This window comes from Mycobacterium sp. (assembly GCF_039583785.1).
Classification (GTDB): Bacteria; Actinomycetota; Actinomycetes; order Mycobacteriales; family Mycobacteriaceae; genus Mycobacterium.
The window spans coordinates 1-18,793 of record NZ_JAVKSG010000070.1 but is presented as its reverse complement, the minus strand read 5'-3'; the positions used below and the strand labels follow the sequence as shown (position 1 = coordinate 18,793).

Genomic DNA, 18,793 nt, shown 5'->3' with positions numbered 1-18,793 from the left:
TGAAAAGGAGCGGCGCTCGTGACCCGCGCCGGCGACGATGCAGAGCGCGCCGCATGAGCGGCGCCGATGAAGAGGAGCGGCGCTCGTGACCCGCGCCGGCGACGATGCAGAGCGCGCCGCATGAGCGGCGCCGATGAAGAGGAGTGGCGCTCGTGACTAGGGTGCTGGTGGTCGATGACGACCTCCAGCTGCTGCGCGCTCTGCGGATCAACTTGTCGGTCCGTGGCTACGAGGTGATGACCGCCCCGACCGGGTCGCGGGCCCTGGCCATCGCCGCCGAGCACCCGCCACAGGTGGTGATCCTGGATTTGGGGATGCCGGACATGTCGGGTATCGACGTGCTCGCCGGACTACGCGGGTGGCTGAGGGTCCCGGTGATCGTGCTGTCGGCCCGCAGCGATTCCTCCGACAAGGTCGGCGCGCTCGATGCGGGCGCCGACGACTACATGACCAAGCCGTTCGGCATGGACGAACTGTTGGCCCGGCTGCGGGCGGCGGTGCGACGCACGGTGGTGGCCACCGGCGCCGACAACCCGGTGGTGGAAACAAAGTCGTTCCTCGTCGATCTCGCGGCCAAGAAAGTGATCAAGAACGGCGCAGAGGTCCACCTCACCCCGACGGAATGGGGCATGCTGGAAATGCTGGTGCGCAACCGTGGCAAACTCGTCGGCCGCGAGGAGCTGCTCCGCGAGGTGTGGGGTCCCAAGTACGCAACGGAAACCCATTATCTGCGTGTGTTTCTCGCACAGTTGCGGCGCAAGCTTGAAGACGACCCGTCGCATCCCGCCCATCTGCTGACCGAGGCCGGTATGGGCTATCGCTTCGAGGCGTGAGAAACGTTGGGCAAGAAGGGGTTAACTACCACTCGGTGGTCGCACCGACTGCCAGCAAAACCGCGCGTTACACGTGGGCCGGACAAACCCGTGGTGTAACCTATTTCGGTAACAACGTTGGCAAACCCGAAGCCCACCCGTGCAGAGTGGCGGATAGAGAATGCAGCATCACATCATTGTCAGCGGTGACGATGCGCTGGCCACCACCATCATCGAGGAGCTGGAACGTGCCGGCGCAAACGTCGTCAGGCTGGGTGCCAACGATCGCAGCACGATGTTTGACGCACTGGATAGCGCCAACGTCTCCGACGCGCTGGCGGTGGTGTGCGCGGGTGACGACGATGCGGGCAACCTTGAAATTGCTTTGCTGGCAAGGCGATCCAATCCCTCCGTGCGCGTGGTCGCCAGGCTCGCGAACGATGTGTTGCGCGCGGCGGTAGCCGCCGACAACGGGCCGGGTGCGATCCTCGACGTCGCCGAGCTGACCGCACCGTCGGTCGTGGAGGCCTGCCTGGCGCACCGCACGCACACCTTCGAGGCGGCGGGAACGCAGTTCCTGGTCTCTGGCAGCGAAGCTCCGCGGGCGGCCACCCTGCGCGAGATCTACGGCGACCTGGCCCCGGTGGCCATCATCCACGGGGACAACTCGGCGAGCCCGGGCGAGATCGAGGTCTGCCCGACCCGCAATCAACGGGTGCTCGCGGGCGACCGCGCGGTGATGATCGGCACGGCCGACGAGTCGGCTGAACGTGGTATCAAGATTCGCCGGCCGGCGGGCCCCCGGTCGGAACGAGCGGCGGTGCGACGATTCCTCGACGGAGTGAGGGCCGTCGGCAACGAATTCAACCCGGCGTTCTATCCCGCGCTGGCGGCCGCGCTGTCCATCATCGTCATCTCGATGACGTTGTTGCGCTACAACTATCAGCACCCACGAATGTCCTGGGTCGACGCGTTGTACTTCACCATCGAGACGGTCACGACCACCGGCTACGGGGACTTCAGCTTCGCTCACCAGGAGACGTGGCTGCGCATGTTCGCTGCGATGTTGATGTTCGGCGGGGCAACCACCGTCGCGTTGCTGGTCGCGTTCATTGCCGACGTGCTGCTGTCGCGCCGCTTCGTGTTCGCCTTGGCCCGCCCGCGGGCGCGCCACCTGCGCAATCACATCATCGTCGTCGGGCTCAGCGCGCTCGGGATGCGGGTGGTCACCGACCTGAGTAAGGCGGGCTACGACGTCGCTGTCATCGAGATCAACGAAGACAACCGGTTCTTGTCCGCCGCGCGTGCCCTGGACGTGCCGGTGATCTTCGGTGACGCGACGCTGGTTCAGACGCTGCAGGCGGCGCGGGTCGACCGTGCCCGCGCGGTGGCGGTGCTGACCCGTGACGACATGATCAACATCGAGACCGGGATCGTGCTGGCCGAGATGCTGGGCCCGAAAGTGATGCCCAAGGCCAACAAGCGCGCGGACATCTCGGTGGTGCTGCGGGTCTACGACCGCGCGCTGGGGCTGGCGGTCGCACAACGATTCGGTTTCGAGAACGTCCGCTCCTCGGTCGCATTGGCGGCGCCGTGGTTCATCGGCGCCGCGATGGGGGTTGAGGTGCTGGGCACCTTCTCGATCGGCCAGAGCTCCTTCATGGTCGGCGCGATGCTGGTGTCCGAGGGCAGCGAACTCGACGGCCTGGAGATGGCCAAACTGTCGAGCAGAACCCGGGTGATCGCGATCTGCCGGCAGGACTCCCCGATCGACCTGCACCCGCGCCACGAAAACCGGCTCCGCGACGGCGACACCGTGTACCTGGTCGGGCCGTACCGGGATCTGGTCGCCACCCTGCGTAAAGGGCTGCCGCCGCGGCATCCGGTCACCACCGACGATGTCCCCGACGATGTCCCCGAAGCTATCGCCGCCGAGGCACCGCAGCAGCAGGACATCGACAGCAGCCGGCAAGCCCGAACCGGCTGAGAGAGTCTCGCGCCCGTGCGACGCTGGCAAAAACCTGACAACTCGCTGAAGCGGCCGCTGCCGGAGCGAGACGTCGTCGGACACCGCTTAGACTCGGGCTAAGTGTGCGGCAGGGGCGGAACAAACGCGCATACAAAACGCCGGTGAACGTGAGAGATATGCAGGATAGACCTGGGAGGACTACATGAAAGTTAGCACAAAGTGTCATTGAGTGGGTCTCATCACGTGGACGAATCCTGCAAAGAACTGGTAGTGATATGGCCTGCTGAACACGACGCGCCACTGGTAGGCGCGTTATATCCACGACCTAACGCGACACATTGAGCGGCTTGCTCGGCCATTATCGGAAAGGGAAAGCATGCTTTCGGATCCGAATTGCCGCAGCCCGATGAGCAGCACGGAGGCCGCCACGTCGGCTGACGACGCGCCGCACTCGGAAGCGACAAGGCTCTTTGCGCGTGCCACCATTCACCCGACGGTCTATGGCACGGCCACGGCCAGGTGCCAGGCCAGCTCGATCGCAGTGAATTAGAGGGGTTGGCCAGCGATGGATTTCGGAAATTATCCGCCGGAAATCAACTCTGCACGTATGTACGCGGGCGCCGGGGCAGGACCAATGCTCGCCGCCGCGGGGGCGTGGGATGCGCTGGCCGGCGAACTTCATTCGGTGGCCAGCTCGTACCAGTCGGTGGTGTCGGGATTGACGTCGGGTCCCTGGCTGGGGCCGGCGTCGGCGTCGATGAGCGCGGCGGCCGCGACGTACGTGGCGTGGTTGCATTCCACCGCCGCCCAGGCAGAGGAGACCGGCGCCCAGGCGAAGTCCGCGGCCGCGGCCTACCAGGCTGCGTTTTCGGCGACGGTGCCGCCGGCGATGGTCGCGGCCAACCGCAGCCGACTGATGACGCTGATCGCCACCAACGTGTTCGGATTGAATACCCAGCTGATCGCTGCGACCGAAGCACAGTACGGCGAGATGTGGGCTCAGGACGTGGCTGCCATGTACGGCTATGCCGGGTCGTCGGCGTCCGCGACATCGCTGACTCCGTTCACCCCGCCGCAGCAGAACACCAACCCGGGCGGTGTGGCCGCGCAATCGGCCGCAGCGGGCCAGGCCGCCGGCACCTCGGCCGGCAGTGCGCAGAGCACCATGTCTTCAGTTCAGCAGGCGTTCTCCGGGATACCCAACGCGCTGCAGGGTCTCGCAACGGCGGCGCCGGCAGCCACTGCCACCAGCCCGCTAGACGCGATCAGTGACCTCATTTCGATTTTCCTCGACCTGCCGGCCGACCTGGTGGGCATTTTCGTCGCGATACCGCTAAGCGTGGTCGCCCTGGTGGCACTGCCCTTCGATATTGCCAGCTTCCTGGTCAGTGACCACACGGATGACATCGTCAGTGGCTGGGACGGGGTTAAGGGCTGGCCGGAGGAGGGGGCGGTGCCCCCGACCGAGTTCCCGGCGAAAATCACCAACCTGGGTCAGACCGCGGCGTCGGCACCGACCGTTGCCGCGGGTCTGGCCGAGGCGAACACGGTCGGAGCATTGTCCGTGCCGCCAACGTGGACCGTCGCCACACCGGCAGTGCGTCCCGTCGCGATGACGTTGCCGGCGTTGCCGGCCGCTGCCACGACCGCCACCGGTGCTGAGGCAGATGGCGGCTCGGGAACCACGTTGAGTCAGATGGCACTGGCGGGTATGGCGGGGCGAGCCATGGCCGGAACTGTCGGCGCCGGCGGCGGCCGGGGTGGCGGCAAGGCGCCTAAGAACGCACGTGTGGCAGCCAGACCCGGACGAGCGGCGACTGGCGGTGACGGCGCGGGACCTGGCGACACAGATCGGACAGCGCAGGACAAGCCTCGGACCGTGGTCACCGGAGTCGCGGCCGAGCTACGCGACTTCGCCAAGCTCCGCGACGAGGGAATTCTGACTGATGAAGAGTACGCCGAGCAGAAGAACCGCCTACTCGGTCGCTGAACCGCCCGCCGCCATGGGGCGAAAGAGCTGACCGCCAGGAAGAGGAATGCGCAGCAATGGATTTCGGGATTTATCCACCGGAGATCAACTCCGGCCGGATGTATACCGGTCCGGGATCGGGGCCGATGCTGGCCGCTTCGCAAGCCTGGAACAGCTTGGCTGACGAGTTGTACACCGCAGCCGGCGGCTATCAATCGGCGGTGGCCGAGCTGACGTCGAGGGCATGGTCAGGTCCGTCGTCGGCGTCCATGAGCGCCGCGGCGGGGTCTTATGTGGCCTGGTTGAGCGCCAGCGCCGCACAGGCCGAAGAGACCGCCGCCCAAGCGCGGGCCGCAGCCTCGGCCTATGAGACGGCGTTTGCCATGACGGTGCCGCCGCCGGTCATCGTGGCAAACCGCAGCTTGCTGGCGGCGTTGGTGGCGACGAACTTTCTGGGGCAGAACACACCAGCGATCGCGGCCACCGAGGCTCAGTACGCCGAAATGTGGGCACAGGACGCCGTGGCGATGTACGGCTACGCGGGTTCGTCGGCGACAGCGACCGCGCTGACCCCTTTCAGCTCACCGCAGCAGAGCACCACTCCCGGCGGGGCGGCCGGCCAAGCCGCCGCAGCGGGCCAAGCGACGAGCACCTCCGCCGGCAATGCGCAGAACGTCGCGTCGAGTGTCGTGCAGACGCTCTCTGCGATGCCCAACGCGCTGCAAAGCCTCGCGACCGCAGCGCCGGCAGCCTCCCTGACGTCGACCCCGCTGAACACGATCAGCGACCTGATCAACATTTTCCTCAATACACCGACCCAGCTGACTCTCCTGGGCCTCATCATCCCGTTGTCGATCCTGGGCGGGCCGGTTGATATTCCTTACGCCATAGGCGTCAATCAGGTCAGTATTCACGCGGATGGCATCGTCAGCGGCTGGGATGGGGTGCAGGCCTGGCCGGGTACATGGCAGGTGCCCCCGACAACGTTCCCGGCGATGATCACCGACGCCGGCCAGACCGTGTCGGCAGGTGCGGGTCAGGCGAACACGGTCGGGAGACTCTCGGTGCCGCGCGGATGGACCGTCGAAGCGGCGGAGGTACGGCCCGTCGCACTCGCCTCGCCGCTCACCGCCGGCGGCCCGGCAGTCGGACCGGCGGTGGAAGCCGGCACTGCGAACACGCTCAACCAGATGGGAATCGGCGGTATGGCCGGGCAGGCCATGGCCGGACCGCCGGCCTCGGCCACCACCGAGGAGAACTGCAACGCAGCGACGCGCGCCCGGTTGACGCCCCGCGTCACCGGTTCGGCCAGCGGCGGTGAACCCGAAGCGAAACCGGCACCCCGCACGGTCGTCACGGGGGTGGCGGCCGCGATCCGCGAGATCGCCCGGCAGCGTGCCGAGGGACGGCTCAGCGAACTGGAATACACCGAGCAGAAGAAACGCCTGCTCGACATCTCTTCCGGACACCGCCCGTTGGCGTGACGCATCAGGCGATCGACAGCGCGATGCCGTCCAGAATGTCGTGCTCGCTGACCGTCAACGCCGTGATGCCGGCACGCTCGCGCAGCGCGAGCGCCAGTTCTTCGATGACGATCGCGCCGCCGCCGATCACGTCCACCCGGCCCTCGTGCATGGGCCCCAACGCAGCCCGCTGCGCCCGGGTCATGCCGATCAGCCCGTCGCAGACCGTCAGCAGCCGGTCTACCCCGACTCTTGAAAGGTGGATGGCCGCAGCGTCGTACGTCGTCATGTGCTGCGCGAGCGCGGCGACCGTCGTCATGGTGCCCGCCACCCCGACCCAGGTGCGGGCCTGCTGCACCGGGACAACCCGCAACGCCTCATCGAGTCGTTCGCGAACAACCTCACGTGCCGCTGCCAACTCGGCCGCGGTTGGCGGATCAGAATGCAGGCACCGCTCGGTCAGTCGCACGCAGCCGATGTCGGCCGAAAAGCTCGCCGTCACCGTGTCGGTGCCCAACACCACCTCGGTCGACCCGCCGCCCAGATCGACGATGACGAAAGGCCCAGCGGCGGTATCCAAGTCGTTGACAGCACCGCGGAAGGACAGCTCGGCCTCGTCGAGCCCGGCGATCACCTCCGCGACCGTTCCCTGCGCAACGGCGCCGAGCACCTCGGCGGTCATCGCGAAGAACACCCCGCGATTGCCGGCGTCACGGGTGGCCGACGTGGCGACCATCCGGATCCGGTCGACACCGTGTGCCATACACAGCTCTGCGTAGTCGACCAGCGCAGAACGAGTGCGCTGCAACGCTTCCGGCGCAAACTGGCCGGTGGCGTCGACGCCCTGACCGAGCCGCACGATGCGCATTTCGCGATGCACGTCGATCAGTTGCCCATCGGATGCGTCGGCGATCAGCAGCCGAATCGAGTTGGTACCGCAGTCAATCGCCGCCAATGGACTCACAGCCACTCCTCCGGTGTCAGGATGCCGGCCATCGCCGGCCCGACGGTCAGCACCGCCAGCGCCTCATCGCCAAAGGGGTTGACACCCTTGCCCTTGGCCAGCGAGTGCGCGATCACCACGTGCAGGCACTTGACCCGATCGGGCATGCCGCCGCCGGAAAATGTGGTCCCCAGCGGCTCGATGGCATCCCGCTCGGCCAGGTATGACTCGTGCGCGCGCCGATAGGCGGCGGCCAGCTCGGCGTCCGACTCCAACCGCTGGGTCATCTCCCGCATCATCCCGGTCGTCTCCAGCCTGCTCGCGGCGGCGGTCAAGATCGGATGCGTCAAGTAGTACAACGTCGGAAACGGCGTTCCATCAGGAAGTCTCGGGGATGTCTTTACCACTGCGGGCTCACCGTTAGGGCAGCGGTAGGCGATGTCGAGAACGCCCCGCGGCTCACGGCCGAGCTGACGGGCGACCGCCTCGAGGTCGGCGGGATCAACCACCGGGCGGAGGCGGACCGGGCGGAGGCGGACCGGGCGGAGGCGGCGCCACCGGCGCCGGCGACCCGTGCGGGCTGTCGGCGATCGTGTGCCACAGCGAGGTGTACCAGGGCTCGTTGCTGACCGCGGTTTTCGGCTGCGCCCCGGGATCGACAGGCAGTGCCGCACCCGGTGGCAGTTGAACCTGGTAGGGAATCTCGCCCGGCATCACGAAACCGAGGCGCTCACGGGCCTGCGCCGCGATGAACGCGGGGTCCCGGAGTTTGCCCTTCTGCTGTTCGAGATCGGAGATCTGTTGGCGCAGTGCGGCTTCGGATGCGGCCAGTTGTTCCATCTCGGTGCGCTGCGCGAAATAGGTACGGACCGGACCCGCGATGGTCAGCGTCAGCACGCAGACGACGGTCGCCAGGATGGCCGCCCGCCGCGCGGTCAGACCGAGCCGCTGATCCGAGCGCTGCTCGGCCGATTCGGCAATTTTCTGTTTGATCGGTTCGACGACCTCGGGCATCGCGCGCGGCGACGCCGACGGTCCGCGCCGGCCCGCCGGGGACTTCCGCGGCCGGCCGGCCACCGAATCGCCGGCCCGACCCGGACGCGACGGTGAGCGCCGCTTCGGTTCTGGCCGTTTCGATTCGGGCATGACAGGTGGGGGCTGGCGGGCCTACGGCGTGTACCTGGGGAATGCCAGATCGCCGGCGTAGCGGGCGGCGTCGCCGAGGGCCTCTTCGATGCGTAGCAGCTGGTTGTATTTCGCCACCCGCTCGCCGCGGGCCGGGGCACCGGTCTTGATCTGCCCGCTGCCCACCGCCACCGCCAGGTCGGCGATCGTGGTGTCCTCGGTCTCGCCGCTGCGGTGACTCAACATCGTCCGGTAGCCGCTGTGGTGGGCCAGCGCGACCGCGTCGAGTGTCTCGGTGAGCGTGCCGATCTGGTTGACCTTGACCAGCAGGGCATTTGCTGCGCCCTTGTCGATGCCTTCCTCCAGCCGTTCGGGATTGGTGACGAACAGGTCGTCACCGACGATCTGAACCCGGTCGCCGATGGCGGTCGTCATGGAAACCCAGCCATCCCAATCGTCCTCGGACAGCGGGTCTTCGATCGACACCAGCGGATAGGAGTCCAGCAGCTCGGCGTAGAACTGCGACATCTCGTCGGCGGTCCGGGTCTTCTTTTCGAACTGGTATCCGGTGCCGTCGGTGTAGAACTCGGTCGCCGCGGCGTCCAGCGCCAGTGCCACATCGGCGCCCAGCTTGAAGCCGGCGGACTCGATGGCCTGGCTGATGATGTCCAGTGCAGCTTTGGTTCCCGGCACGTCGGGGGCGAACCCGCCCTCGTCACCCAGCGCGGTGGACAGCCCTTGGTTCTTGAGCGCCGACTTCAGGGCGTGATAAACCTCGGCGCCCCACCGCAGTGCCTCGTGGAAGCTCGGCGCCCCGATCGGAGCAACCATGAACTCCTGGATGTCGACGGCGGTGTCGGCGTGGGCTCCGCCGTTGAGAATGTTCATCATCGGCACCGGCAAGATGTGCGCGTTCGGCCCGCCCAGGTAGCGGAACAGCGGCAACTCGGCGGAGTCGGCGGCCGACTTGGCCACCGCCAGCGAGACGCCGAGGATGGCGTTGGCGCCCAGCCGGGACTTGTCGGGGGTGCCGTCGAGGTCGAGTAGCGCCTGGTCGAGCAGCCGCTGGTCGTCGGCGTTCAGGCCTATCACGGCCGGCGCGATTTCGTCGAGCACCGCTTGCACGGCCTTCTTGACGCCCTTGCCGCCGTACCGGTTACCGCCGTCACGCAGCTCGACGGCCTCGTGCTCGCCGGTGGAGGCGCCGGAGGGTACCGCGGCCCGCGCGAACGTCCCGTCGATCAGGGCCACCTCGACCTCGACTGTCGGGTTGCCGCGGGAATCGAGGATTTCGCGGGCCCCGACCTGCTCGATAATCGGCACTGGTTCTCCTTGCGTTGCGCGGGCTACAGCACTCAGCAGCCTAGAGCCTGCTCTACAGCGAGTGGCCCTCCGCATAGGCGGTAGCCCAGTCTCGCACGGCGCGGGCGTAGACATCCGAGTCGTTGTAGGCCCACAGCGCCGTGATCCACCCGCGGGGGGTGGCGAGATCCTTCCCACGCCAGCACAGATATCCGGCGGCGGACAGTGCGGCGTCGTCGATGTTGTCGACGTCGACCCTGCCGTCGTTGTTGGCGTCGACGCCGTACTCCCGCCACGTCTCGGGAATGAACTGCATCGGTCCCATCGCCCGCACGGTGTCTGGCTGGCCGTCCATCCCGCCGGGCCGGCCGTCCAGCCGGGCCTCGCTGTCGATGATGCGCATCGTGCCGTTGGTCCCGTCCAGCACCACACCCCTGATCGGCGGGCGCACATCACCGTTTCCAAACAGCGTCGCGTGACGGTAGGTGCCGTGGTGACTTTCCACCTGCCCGATGCCTGCCAGCGTCGTCCAGGCGATATGGCAGTTCGGGTTCTCCACCTCGGCGACCCGGGCGGCGTAGCCGTACGCCTCCAGCGCGGTCACCGGGATGTGCAGCCTCGGGGCAAGGGCGGCCGCCCATCCGTGCAGTTGGTCAGCGGGCCGGCCCTTGGCATGGGTGTCGACCGGCGGCACCGGCGCGCCCGGTGGCGGCGGGACGCCTTTGGGAATGTAGAGGCCCGGCTGCCATGAACAGCTTGATGCCAACAGCAGCGCCGTTGCGCCTATGACGGCCAACGCGCGCAGCCAACGGACCGGCGACACACAGCACCCCTAAAATCACGGCTTTCCCAACATCGTCCCATGGGATTCGAGTGCCTCAGCCTACGGGCGTCCGGCTTCGAGGTCGGCTGATGCGCTATCGACCGGCCAGCGGGCCCGCCATTCGTCTTCGGTGATCGAACCGACCGGTGCCACGTCCAGCTCCGCGGGTACATCGGCCGAGCGTCGCTCGGCGGCGACCGCTTTTTCCACGCCGCGCACGGTGTCCATGAACTGCAGTACCGCCGTGCGCAAGGAGTCTTCGGCGTCGATATCGGCCGTTACCGTGATCGAGGTGACGTTCGCCGGAACCAGATCCGGCGGGAAACCGGCCTTGACGACCCGCTGAATCACCTTGTGCGCCAACGCCAAAGCCGGCTGACCGGTGGGCACATTGTCGACCACCGAATGACGCGGATTCTCCTGGGCTTTGCGCTCTTCCCACTGGGCCAACTGCTCATCGAGCGAAATTGGTTGTCCGGCAAGCACTCCTGGAGCTCTATTGCCCAGCTTCCGGAGCAGCGCATCGGCGACGTCGTCGATGGCGAACGGGTGCGACGGCGCGTCCTCGGCGATGCGCGCATGGAACAGCACCTGCAGCAACACGTCACCGAGCTCGTCGCGCAGCGAATCGGCATCCCCGCTGCGCACCGCGTCGAACAGCTCGTAGGTCTCCTCCAACAGGAACCGGCGCAGCGAATCGTGGGTCTGCGTGCTTTCCCACGGCCCGGCGGTACGCAGTTTGTCCATCATCGCGACGGCATCCACCAGCCGCTCTCCAGGCCGGCGGCCGGGCGCCGTGATCAGCCGCTCACCGGCGGCCAACCGCGCGGTGACCGAGGGGTGCTCGGGGTCTGAGGACAACAGGACCGGCGCATCCTCCCCGGTGTGCGCCGGACGCCCAGCCGGCAACGACCAGGGCACCGCGACCGGCATCTCCTCGGTGTACTGCACCTCACCGGAGAGCAACTTGACGGCCTCCACCGGGACCAGCGACGGCCGCCGCGGGTCGACCAGGACTACTGTCATGGCCGCCGCTCCTCCCCACCCCGGCCACACCGGGGTCATCGTCACCGGCGGGGGTCATCGCGCTTGCCTCTCCGGCGTTGGCGTGTCTGTCTGCGTCGATTCTGCTGGTTTCCCGACCAGCGCGGTCACCAATTGGCCAACCATCCGGACGAGTTCCAGGTCGCGGATCCGCGGGGCGCCCACGCCACCGGCGCGCGGAATCGGAACCTGCACCGTCGACGTCGTCGCGCGGTAACGCGCACCCGGATAGCGGCGGGCCAGCCGCACCTGCGCGGAGTCCGGCAGGGTGAGCGGCGACAGCCGCAGCGTGGCCGCCGACGCCGTCGACACCTCGGTGATGCCCGCGGCGCGGCAGATCAGGCGCAGTCGCGCCACCGCCACCAGCAGCTCGGCGGTCTCGGGCAGCGCGCCATAGCGGTCGGTCAGCTCTTCGATGACGGCGTCGACTTGCGTGTCGTCGGCCGCGGCGGCCAGCCGCCGATAGCCCTCCAGCCGCAACCGGTCGCTGGGGATGTAGTCCGGCGGCAGATGCGCGTCCACCGGCAAGTCGATCCGCACATCCTTGGGCTCCTCGGCGGTGCTGACGGTCTTGCCGTCAGCCGCGGCCCGGTAGGCCTCGACGGCCTCGCCGACCAACCGGACGTAGAGGTCGAAGCCCACCCCGGCGACGTGTCCGGACTGCTCGGCGCCGAGAACGTTGCCGGCCCCGCGGATCTCCAGGTCCTTCATGGCCACCGCCATACCGGCGCCCAGGTCGTTGTTCTGCGCGATCGTCGCCAACCGGTCGTAGGCGGTCTCGGTCAGCGGCGTGTGCTGTGGATACAGAAAGTAGGCGTAGCCACGTTCCCGGCTGCGGCCGACGCGGCCGCGCAGCTGGTGCAGCTGGGACAGCCCGAACGTGTCGGCCCGCTCCACGATCAGCGTGTTGGCGTTGGAGATGTCCAGGCCGGTCTCCACGATCGTGGTGCACACCAGGATGTCGAACTCGCGGTTCCAGAATCCCTCGACGGTGGTTTCCAGCAGTTCCTCGGGCATCTGCCCGTGCGCGACGGCGACTTTGGCTTCCGGCACCAGCTCGCGCACCCGCGCCGCGGCGGCGTCGATCGAGCTGACCCGGTTGTGCACGTAGAACGCCTGCCCGTCGCGCAGCAGCTCGCGGCGAAGCGCCGCGGCGATCTGCTTGTCGTCCTGCGCCCCGACGTAAGTCAGCACCGGGTAGCGCTCCTCGGGTGGGGTCAGGATCGTCGACATCTCCCGGATGCCGGCCAGGCTCATCTCCAGCGTGCGCGGGATCGGGGTGGCGCTCATCGTCAGCACGTCGACGTGGGTGCGCAGCGACTTGATGTGCTCCTTGTGCTCGACACCGAAGCGCTGCTCCTCGTCGACGACCACCAGGCCGAGGTCTTTCCAGCGCACCCCGGTCTGCAGCAGCCGGTGGGTGCCGATCACGATGTCGACCGTGCCTTCGGCCATCCCGTCCAGGACGGCACGGGATTGCGCGGGTTCGGTGAATCGGGACAGGCCCTTGACCCGGACCGGGAAGCCCGCCATCCGCTCGGAGAACGTCTGCAGATGCTGGTCGGCCAACAGCGTGGTGGGCACCAGCACCGCGACCTGTTTGCCGTCCTGCACCGCTTTGAACGCCGCCCGGACCGCGATCTCGGTCTTGCCGTAGCCGACATCGCCACAGACCACCCGGTCCATCGGGACCGGCTTCTCCATGTCGGACTTGACTTCGGTGATCGCGGTGAGCTGGTCATGAGTCTCAGTGAAGCCGAACGCGTCTTCCATCTCGGCCTGCCACGGGGTGTCCGGGCTGAACGCATGTCCGGCGCTGGCCTGCCGCTTGGCGTACAACGCCACCAGTTCGCCGGCGATCTCCCGAACCGCCTTGCGCGCTTTGGTTTTGGTGTTGGTCCAGTCGCTGCCACCGAGCCGGCTCAGCGACGGCGCCTGCCCGCCGACGTAGCGGGACAGCTGATCGAGGGAATCCATCGGCACGTAGAGCTTGTCGGTGACGTTCTGCCCCCGCTTGCTCGATGCGTATTCCAGCACCAGATATTCCCGGCGCGCGCCGCCGACCGTGCGTTCGGTCATCTCCACGAATCGGCCGATGCCGTGCTGGTCGTGCACCACCAGATCGCCCGCGGTCAGGGCCAGCGGGTCGACGGTGTTGCGACGTTTGGCGGCCAGTCGCTTGCCGTCGGTGGCGGTCATCCGGTTGCCGGTCAGGTCGGTTTCGGTGACGATCACCAGGCCCGCGCCCGGGAAGACCAGACCGTCGTGCAGCGGGCCTTTGAGGACGCCGACGACGCCTGGCTTGGGTTCGGTTCCGGGCTCCAACATCGTTGCCGGAGTCTCGGATTCGGCCAGTTGCTCAACGACCCGGTGCGCGGTGCCGGCGCCGGGCGCGACGACGGCGGCCAGCCCGCCGGTCGCCACGTGGGCGCGCAGCATCGCGAACATCTCGTCGATGTCACGCTGGTGGCCGCGTGCCGATGGCGACGCGCGGATGTCCAGTTCGATCGCCGACTCGTCGGACAGCTGCGACAGCGTCCACCACGGGTGCCCGGTCCGGCGGGCCGCGTCGTGCACCTCGGCGAGTTCGCGGAATCCCGATCCGCCGAGTTGCTCGACGTCGATCGGCGAATCGCCACCCACCGCGGCCACCGACCACGACGCGTCGAGGAATTCGCGGCCGGTCTTGATCAGGTCGGCCGCCCGGGTGCGGACCTTTTCCGGATCGCAGACCAGCACCGGGGTTCCGTCGGCCAGCTGGTCGGTGAGCAACGTCACGTGGTCGGGACGCAGCACCGGCAGCAGCGCCTCCATGCCGTCGACCGGGATGCCCTCGGCGAGGCGGGCCAGCATGTCGCCCACCCCGCCGGTGACACCGTGCTCGGCCGGCGGCTGCTGTCCGGCCAGCTCGGCTGCCCGAGCCCGCACGTCGTCGGTCAGCAGCAGCTCGCGACAGGCCACCGCAATCACGGTGTCGATGCTGATCTCGGGGATCGACCGCTGGTCGGCCACCGAGAACATCCGCAGCTCGCTGACCTCGTCGCCCCAGAACTCCACCCGCACCGGATGCTCGGCGGTCGGCGCGAAAACGTCGAGAATGCCGCCGCGGACCGCGAATTCGCCGCGCTTGCCCACCATGTCGACCCGGGTGTAGGCCAGCTCGACCAGCCGGGTGATGACGTCTTCGAAGGCCACCTCGTCGCCGAGGGTCAGCGTGAGGGGTTCGGCCAGGCCGAGTTTCGAGGCCATCGGCTGTAGCAGCGAGCGGACCGCGGTGACCACCACCTGCAGCGGCGGACCGAGCCGGGTGTCCTGCGGGTGGGCCAGCCGGCGCAGCAGCATCATCCGGGCGCCGACGGTGTCGACGCCGGGCGAGAGCCGCTCGTGCGGCAGCGTCTCCCAGGACGGGAACATGGCGACGGCATCGCCGAGAACGCCACGCAACTCGGCCGTGAGGTCGTCGGCCTCCCGACCGGTCGCGGTGACGACGAGTAGTGGCCCCTGCCGAGCCAGCGCGCAGCCGACGAACAGACGAGCACTGGCGGGACCGACCAAGGCCAAGTCCTCGGGTCGGTCGGCCGCCAGGTCGGCCAGGCGCTGCAGCGTCGGCGCACGCAACGCCAACTCCACCAGCCCCGCGATTGGGGTATCTCTGATCTCCGGCCCCCCTGCGGTCATGATGACCCCATTGTATGGGGGCCACCCGTGGTCAATTCTCGGCCGACCGCCGTCAAGGATCCGTCAAGAAACCGGCCAAACCGTCTGTTCCTAGTCGTCGGCCAGGTGCGGGTCGGCTTCCAGATGGGTCAGGCCGTTCCACACCAGGTTGACCAGGTGGGCGGCGACCACTTCCTTCTTGGGTTCACGGGTGTCGAGCCACCACTGAGCGGTCATCGAGACCGACCCGACAAGCGCCTGCGCGTACAGCGGGGCGAGGTCGGAATCCAGGCCGCGGCGGGCGAAGTCGCCGGCCAGGATCGAGCTGACCTGGCTCACGGCATCGTTGAGCAGGCTGGAGTAGGTGCCCGAGCTAATCGAGGCCGGCGAGTCGCGGATCATGATCCGGAATCCGTCGGTGTGTTCTTCGACATAGGTCAGAAGTGCGAGCGCTACGGTTTCGACCCGCACCCGCGATCGGTTGTTGGTCAGCGACGACGTGATCCCGTCCAGCAGCGTCGACATCTCCCGGTCGACGACCACCGCGTACAGACCCTCTTTGCCACCGAAGTGCTCGTAGACCACGGGTTTGGAGACGTTGGCGCGCAGGGCGATCTCCTCGATCGACGTTCCTTCGTAGCCGCGTTCGGCGAACAGCGACCGTGCGATGTCGATGAGTTGGTGGCGGCGCTCGCTACCGGTCATCCTGGTGCGGGGCGCCTTGGTTTCCTTATCCGGCGCGGCCACGTCCAACAGGTTATCTCCGTCGTTGCGGTCCGCGACGTGCCCACGCCGTCGTCTAGAGTAGACGCGATCTTCCCCGCTGGTCGCAGCGATCCGTCGTGGTGTAATCGGCAGCACTTCTGATTTTGGTTCAGACAGTTCAGGTTCGAGTCCTGGCGACGGAGCTTCGCTCGCGACCGTTCCACACGCACGAATTTTTCCAGCTTCGGCGGGCCGCAGAGCGTCCGATGTTGCGTTGAGCGGGTGATCGGATCGCTACGTCGATCGTCACGGCTGGCTTTTGTTGAATAAAGCTACGTCGACAGCGCCTCGATAAAAGGGGTTATGTCGTCCCGCATACGAGTTCTGATCGCACCGGCCAGTAGTCAAACCCGCGCCCCGCGTTGACCCCGACCGCCCGGCAACAGCGCAATCGAGCCAGAACCCCTCTGACCAGGGAATTCGATTGAGCGAAGCGTCGGAGTGGAATATGCACGAATCGAATATGGACTGATACCGGTAAACCTCTGGGCATTCGTTAGCATGTTGCATTGCAACGTATTTCGCGTCGAAACGTGAACACACTATTTCGAGCACCGATGTAATGTGTTGCGGTGCAATGACTATTACTCATTGGGGATGCATCAGATAAATCACGGAGTCAAGGCCGGGCTTGCAGCAGATGCGGATTCGTTGGCGGCTGGCTCGCCTGCTGGACGATGACAGCGGCCAGGTGGGCCACCAGAACCATCGGCCGAGCAGCGCCATCAGCGATGGCATTAGGAAGCTGCGCACGATCATGGTGTCGAGCAGCAGGCCGACGCCGACGGTGGAGCCGAGTTAGATGATGCTGGTTACCGTGCTGGCCATCAGCGCGAACATGGTGGTGCCGAAGATGATGCCGGTGTTGAGGTCTTAACGCCAGCAGCAGGTTGTAGTCCGAGCCGACCGCTACGAGCGCGATGATGCGATGAATGCGATCGGGGCTACAGACCAGTGCAACGGGTGTCCGAGCAGTTGCCGGATCTGCGCGCTGATTCCCATGGTGACGGCATAGGAGGCGACGACGGTGCCGACGACCGTGAGGCCGGCCACCGGGCTGCGGAGCATGAACGAGACGATTACGAAAACCAATGCCAAGGTTGCGACCACCAGCAACGCGATGTCGTGGTGCAGAGGTCTTGCAGGTCGCGTGTGGTCGGGCCGACGCCGACTAGCATTACCGAGCGGGGTATCAGTGTGCCTTCTTTGCTGACAAGTCGGTGATCTACCCCGTCGCCGCTGCCGCCCGCGTGTCATAGGTGACGGTCGATATCCATTCGCTGGTGAAGGATCCGCACGACGTCGATGACATCGTCAGCGGTGGCCCGATAAAACAGCACATGAGATCCGCTCGCGAGCTTGCGGTAGCCTGCGCGGATCTCATCGCAGGCCTGACCGATTCTCGGATTCGCGACCGCACGCTCGATACTGTGCTGAAGTTCGAGCAGGTAGTTCTCCGCCTGGTCGACCCCCCAGTGTTCTGCGGTGTAGTCCCAGATGTGTTCGACATCGGCGCGAGCGGCTGGCGAGAATAGGTATCCACTCACTGCTGATCCGGTGCGGCGCCGCGTTTGCTGGCAAGGAAGTTGTCGAAAGTGAAAGGTGCGGAGGGGCCGCTGCGTTCACCATCGACCAATGCCTGACGCAACGCGGCGAGCCGGATTTCGCGGTCTTCGAGCAGTCGCAGCGCCGACCGCACGACATCGCTAGCTGATCGGTAGCGGCCCGAGGACACCTCAGCGTCGATGAAAGCACTGAAGTGCTCGTCGAGGCTGAAAGACGTGTTCTTGCCCACGATGACCATGCTACCAATACTTGGTATCAAGCCATTGTTGGAAACCGGGGCACCGCCCGACCGGCGGTGGTTACCGAGGCTGCATTCCCGGCTTTAGGACCATCTCGCCGCCGGGACGCTGCACTGCCCACGATGCGCCGGCCGGCTCACCACATGGGCGTTTGGCCGGCGCCGCACGATCCGCTCCCACGACAGAGAGACGGTGACGCTGCGACCACGGCGGGTGCGCTGCTCGGACTGCCAATCCACCCACATCGTGTTGCCTACGGCATTTCAGGCCCGCCGAGCCGACACCACCGAAGTGATCGGGGATGCGCTGCTGCACAAGGCCAACCGACTGGGCTACCGGCGCATCGCGGCCCGCATCCACCGATCGGAGTCGACCGTGCGGCGCTGGCTGCGCCGCGCCACACCCAAGCATCTACGGGAAGTTCGACGAAAACCGTGCCCGCGTCTACGCCGGCTTGGTGGCCGGCATGGCCGCTGAAGTTGGCCGAGCAATTGCCGAAGGGGACATGCGAGAAGACCTCGACCCGACAGCGATCAGTGTGGCGATCATCGCCGCAACCTTTGGCACCCAGATGCTCTCTCAATCCATTTCGGGAAACAACGACCTGATCGAGCGATTGACCCACATGTGGGAGCTGTTGTTGCCGGCCATCGTTGCCGAGACCTCACTGGCCTACTACCGCGAGTATCTCAGCCGCGAGGCAGTGCGACAGGTCAAGCACGACTCATCGCTTTGACGGTTTATTGTCCATCGCGGCGTTCACTGCCGAATCCGGCGTTCCAGGAGTCTGTTTTGCCGGAGGCGTGCAGATAGTGACACGCTGAACCGATACCGGCACAGCGCGAGGAGGTTGGATGACGGCGCACGCTGAGGCGGCGGTCCTGGTCCTGGCAGCCGGGGCCGGTACCCGGATGCGGTCCGACATCCCCAAGGTGCTGCACACCCTGGCCGGCCGCAGCATGCTGGCGCACTCGCTGCACGCGGTCACCAAGCTGGCGCCGCAACACCTGGTGGTGGTGCTGGGCCAGGACCGCGACCGCGTCGCGCCGGTCGTCGCCGAGCTGGCCGACACCCTCGGGCGTCCCATCGACATCGCGATGCAGGACCGCCAGCTCG

Annotated in this window: 17 protein-coding genes, 1 tRNA gene and 1 pseudogene; 8 read left to right on the top strand and 11 right to left on the bottom strand. The window is 66.9% G+C overall.

Features of this window, described 5'->3' with window-relative positions:
* Positions 1-152: 152 nt before the first annotated feature.
* The 4 genes from ABDV69_RS17220 to ABDV69_RS17205 all read left to right on the top strand — a co-directional run bounded on the left by ABDV69_RS17220 (position 153) and on the right by ABDV69_RS17205 (position 6,234).
* Entirely contained in the window at positions 153-833 is a 681-nt protein-coding gene (locus ABDV69_RS17220) for a response regulator (protein WP_343576506.1), read from the top strand.
* 160 nt (positions 834-993) lie between these two features.
* Complete coding sequence (locus ABDV69_RS17215) at positions 994-2,799, top strand: NAD-binding protein (protein ID WP_343576505.1); 1,806 nt, start codon at positions 994-996, stop codon at positions 2,797-2,799.
* A 547-nt stretch (positions 2,800-3,346) separates the two neighbouring features.
* Positions 3,347-4,771, top strand: coding sequence for a PPE domain-containing protein (locus tag ABDV69_RS17210; protein WP_343576504.1), 1,425 nt, complete (start codon positions 3,347-3,349; stop codon positions 4,769-4,771).
* A 56-nt stretch (positions 4,772-4,827) separates the two neighbouring features.
* The gene (locus ABDV69_RS17205; protein ID WP_343576503.1) at positions 4,828-6,234 is read left to right on the top strand and encodes a PPE family protein; all 1,407 of its coding nucleotides are present in this window, start codon (positions 4,828-4,830) and stop codon (positions 6,232-6,234) included.
* Between the two features lie 4 nt (positions 6,235-6,238).
* On the opposite strand, the gene ABDV69_RS17200 is transcribed toward ABDV69_RS17205, so the two are convergent.
* From ABDV69_RS17200 to ABDV69_RS17165, 8 genes are all read right to left on the bottom strand, one after another.
* Positions 6,239-7,177, bottom strand: coding sequence for a Ppx/GppA phosphatase family protein (locus ABDV69_RS17200; protein ID WP_343576501.1), 939 nt, complete (start codon positions 7,175-7,177; stop codon positions 6,239-6,241).
* Positions 7,174-7,665, bottom strand: coding sequence for a DUF501 domain-containing protein (locus ABDV69_RS17195; protein WP_343576500.1), 492 nt, complete (start codon positions 7,663-7,665; stop codon positions 7,174-7,176). Before ABDV69_RS17195 ends, ABDV69_RS17200 begins: the two co-directional genes overlap by 4 nt.
* A complete protein-coding gene (locus tag ABDV69_RS17190) occupies positions 7,658-8,302 on the bottom strand; it encodes a septum formation initiator family protein (protein ID WP_343576498.1) in 645 nt (214 codons plus the stop codon). Before ABDV69_RS17190 ends, ABDV69_RS17195 begins: the two co-directional genes overlap by 8 nt.
* A 21-nt stretch (positions 8,303-8,323) precedes the next feature.
* Positions 8,324-9,604, bottom strand: coding sequence for a phosphopyruvate hydratase (gene eno / locus ABDV69_RS17185; protein WP_343576495.1), 1,281 nt, complete (start codon positions 9,602-9,604; stop codon positions 8,324-8,326).
* A 52-nt stretch (positions 9,605-9,656) separates the two neighbouring features.
* Positions 9,657-10,406: a lytic murein transglycosylase gene (locus ABDV69_RS17180; protein ID WP_343576494.1), complete on the bottom strand. Its 750-nt coding sequence runs from the start codon at positions 10,404-10,406 to the stop codon at positions 9,657-9,659.
* Between the two features lie 60 nt (positions 10,407-10,466).
* The gene (locus tag ABDV69_RS17175) at positions 10,467-11,432 is read right to left on the bottom strand and encodes a nucleoside triphosphate pyrophosphohydrolase (protein WP_343576493.1); all 966 of its coding nucleotides are present in this window, start codon (positions 11,430-11,432) and stop codon (positions 10,467-10,469) included.
* A 54-nt stretch (positions 11,433-11,486) separates the two neighbouring features.
* Positions 11,487-15,128 (bottom strand): transcription-repair coupling factor, encoded by a 3,642-nt coding sequence (mfd, locus tag ABDV69_RS17170; protein WP_343576492.1) that lies wholly within the window; start codon positions 15,126-15,128, stop codon positions 11,487-11,489.
* A gap of 90 nt (positions 15,129-15,218) precedes the next feature.
* Positions 15,219-15,812, bottom strand: coding sequence for a TetR/AcrR family transcriptional regulator (locus tag ABDV69_RS17165; RefSeq protein WP_343576510.1), 594 nt, complete (start codon positions 15,810-15,812; stop codon positions 15,219-15,221).
* A 131-nt stretch (positions 15,813-15,943) separates the two neighbouring features.
* On the opposite strand from ABDV69_RS17165, the gene ABDV69_RS17160 reads away from it, so the two are divergent.
* A tRNA-Gln gene (locus ABDV69_RS17160) sits at positions 15,944-16,015 on the top strand.
* Between the two features lie 538 nt (positions 16,016-16,553).
* Here the strand turns inward: ABDV69_RS17160 and ABDV69_RS17155 are convergent.
* The 3 genes and pseudogenes from ABDV69_RS17155 to ABDV69_RS17145 all read right to left on the bottom strand — a co-directional run.
* Positions 16,554-17,083 (bottom strand): annotated as a pseudogene (locus tag ABDV69_RS17155) (MMPL family transporter); the annotation flags it as partial.
* A 42-nt stretch (positions 17,084-17,125) separates the two neighbouring features.
* Positions 17,126-17,419, bottom strand: coding sequence for a type II toxin-antitoxin system RelE/ParE family toxin (locus tag ABDV69_RS17150; protein ID WP_343576491.1), 294 nt, complete (start codon positions 17,417-17,419; stop codon positions 17,126-17,128).
* Positions 17,416-17,667 (bottom strand): type II toxin-antitoxin system ParD family antitoxin, encoded by a 252-nt coding sequence (locus tag ABDV69_RS17145; RefSeq protein ID WP_343576490.1) that lies wholly within the window; start codon positions 17,665-17,667, stop codon positions 17,416-17,418. The genes ABDV69_RS17150 and ABDV69_RS17145 overlap by 4 nt, the downstream gene beginning before the upstream one ends.
* Before the next feature lie 118 nt (positions 17,668-17,785).
* Between ABDV69_RS17145 and ABDV69_RS17140 the strand changes: the two genes are divergently transcribed.
* The 3 genes from ABDV69_RS17140 to ABDV69_RS17130 form a co-directional block, all read left to right on the top strand.
* Positions 17,786-18,154: a DUF6431 domain-containing protein gene (locus ABDV69_RS17140; RefSeq protein ID WP_343576508.1), complete on the top strand. Its 369-nt coding sequence runs from the start codon at positions 17,786-17,788 to the stop codon at positions 18,152-18,154.
* Entirely contained in the window at positions 18,144-18,413 is a 270-nt protein-coding gene (locus ABDV69_RS17135) for a hypothetical protein (protein WP_343576489.1), read from the top strand. Before ABDV69_RS17140 ends, ABDV69_RS17135 begins: the two co-directional genes overlap by 11 nt.
* A 118-nt stretch (positions 18,414-18,531) precedes the next feature.
* Positions 18,532-18,793, top strand: a 262-nt coding sequence (locus tag ABDV69_RS17130; RefSeq protein ID WP_343576488.1) for an NTP transferase domain-containing protein, incomplete at its 3' end; no start/stop codon positions are given.

Bases quoted from the DNA above. Each gene is read 5' to 3' on its own strand.
- ABDV69_RS17215 (WP_343576505.1), top strand. From the start codon at position 994: ATGCAGCATCACATCATTGTCAGCGGTGACGATGCGCTGGCCACCACC.
- ABDV69_RS17210 (WP_343576504.1), top strand. From the start codon at position 3,347: ATGGATTTCGGAAATTATCCGCCGGAAATCAACTCTGCACGTATGTAC.
- ABDV69_RS17205 (WP_343576503.1), top strand. From the start codon at position 4,828: ATGGATTTCGGGATTTATCCACCGGAGATCAACTCCGGCCGGATGTAT.
- ABDV69_RS17190 (WP_343576498.1), bottom strand. From the start codon at position 8,302: ATGCCCGAATCGAAACGGCCAGAACCGAAGCGGCGCTCACCGTCGCGT.
- ABDV69_RS17175 (WP_343576493.1), bottom strand. From the start codon at position 11,432: ATGACAGTAGTCCTGGTCGACCCGCGGCGGCCGTCGCTGGTCCCGGTG.
- mfd (WP_343576492.1), bottom strand. From the start codon at position 15,128: ATGACCGCAGGGGGGCCGGAGATCAGAGATACCCCAATCGCGGGGCTG.
- ABDV69_RS17165 (WP_343576510.1), bottom strand. From the start codon at position 15,812: ATGACCGGTAGCGAGCGCCGCCACCAACTCATCGACATCGCACGGTCG.
- ABDV69_RS17135 (WP_343576489.1), top strand. From the start codon at position 18,144: ATGGCCGCTGAAGTTGGCCGAGCAATTGCCGAAGGGGACATGCGAGAA.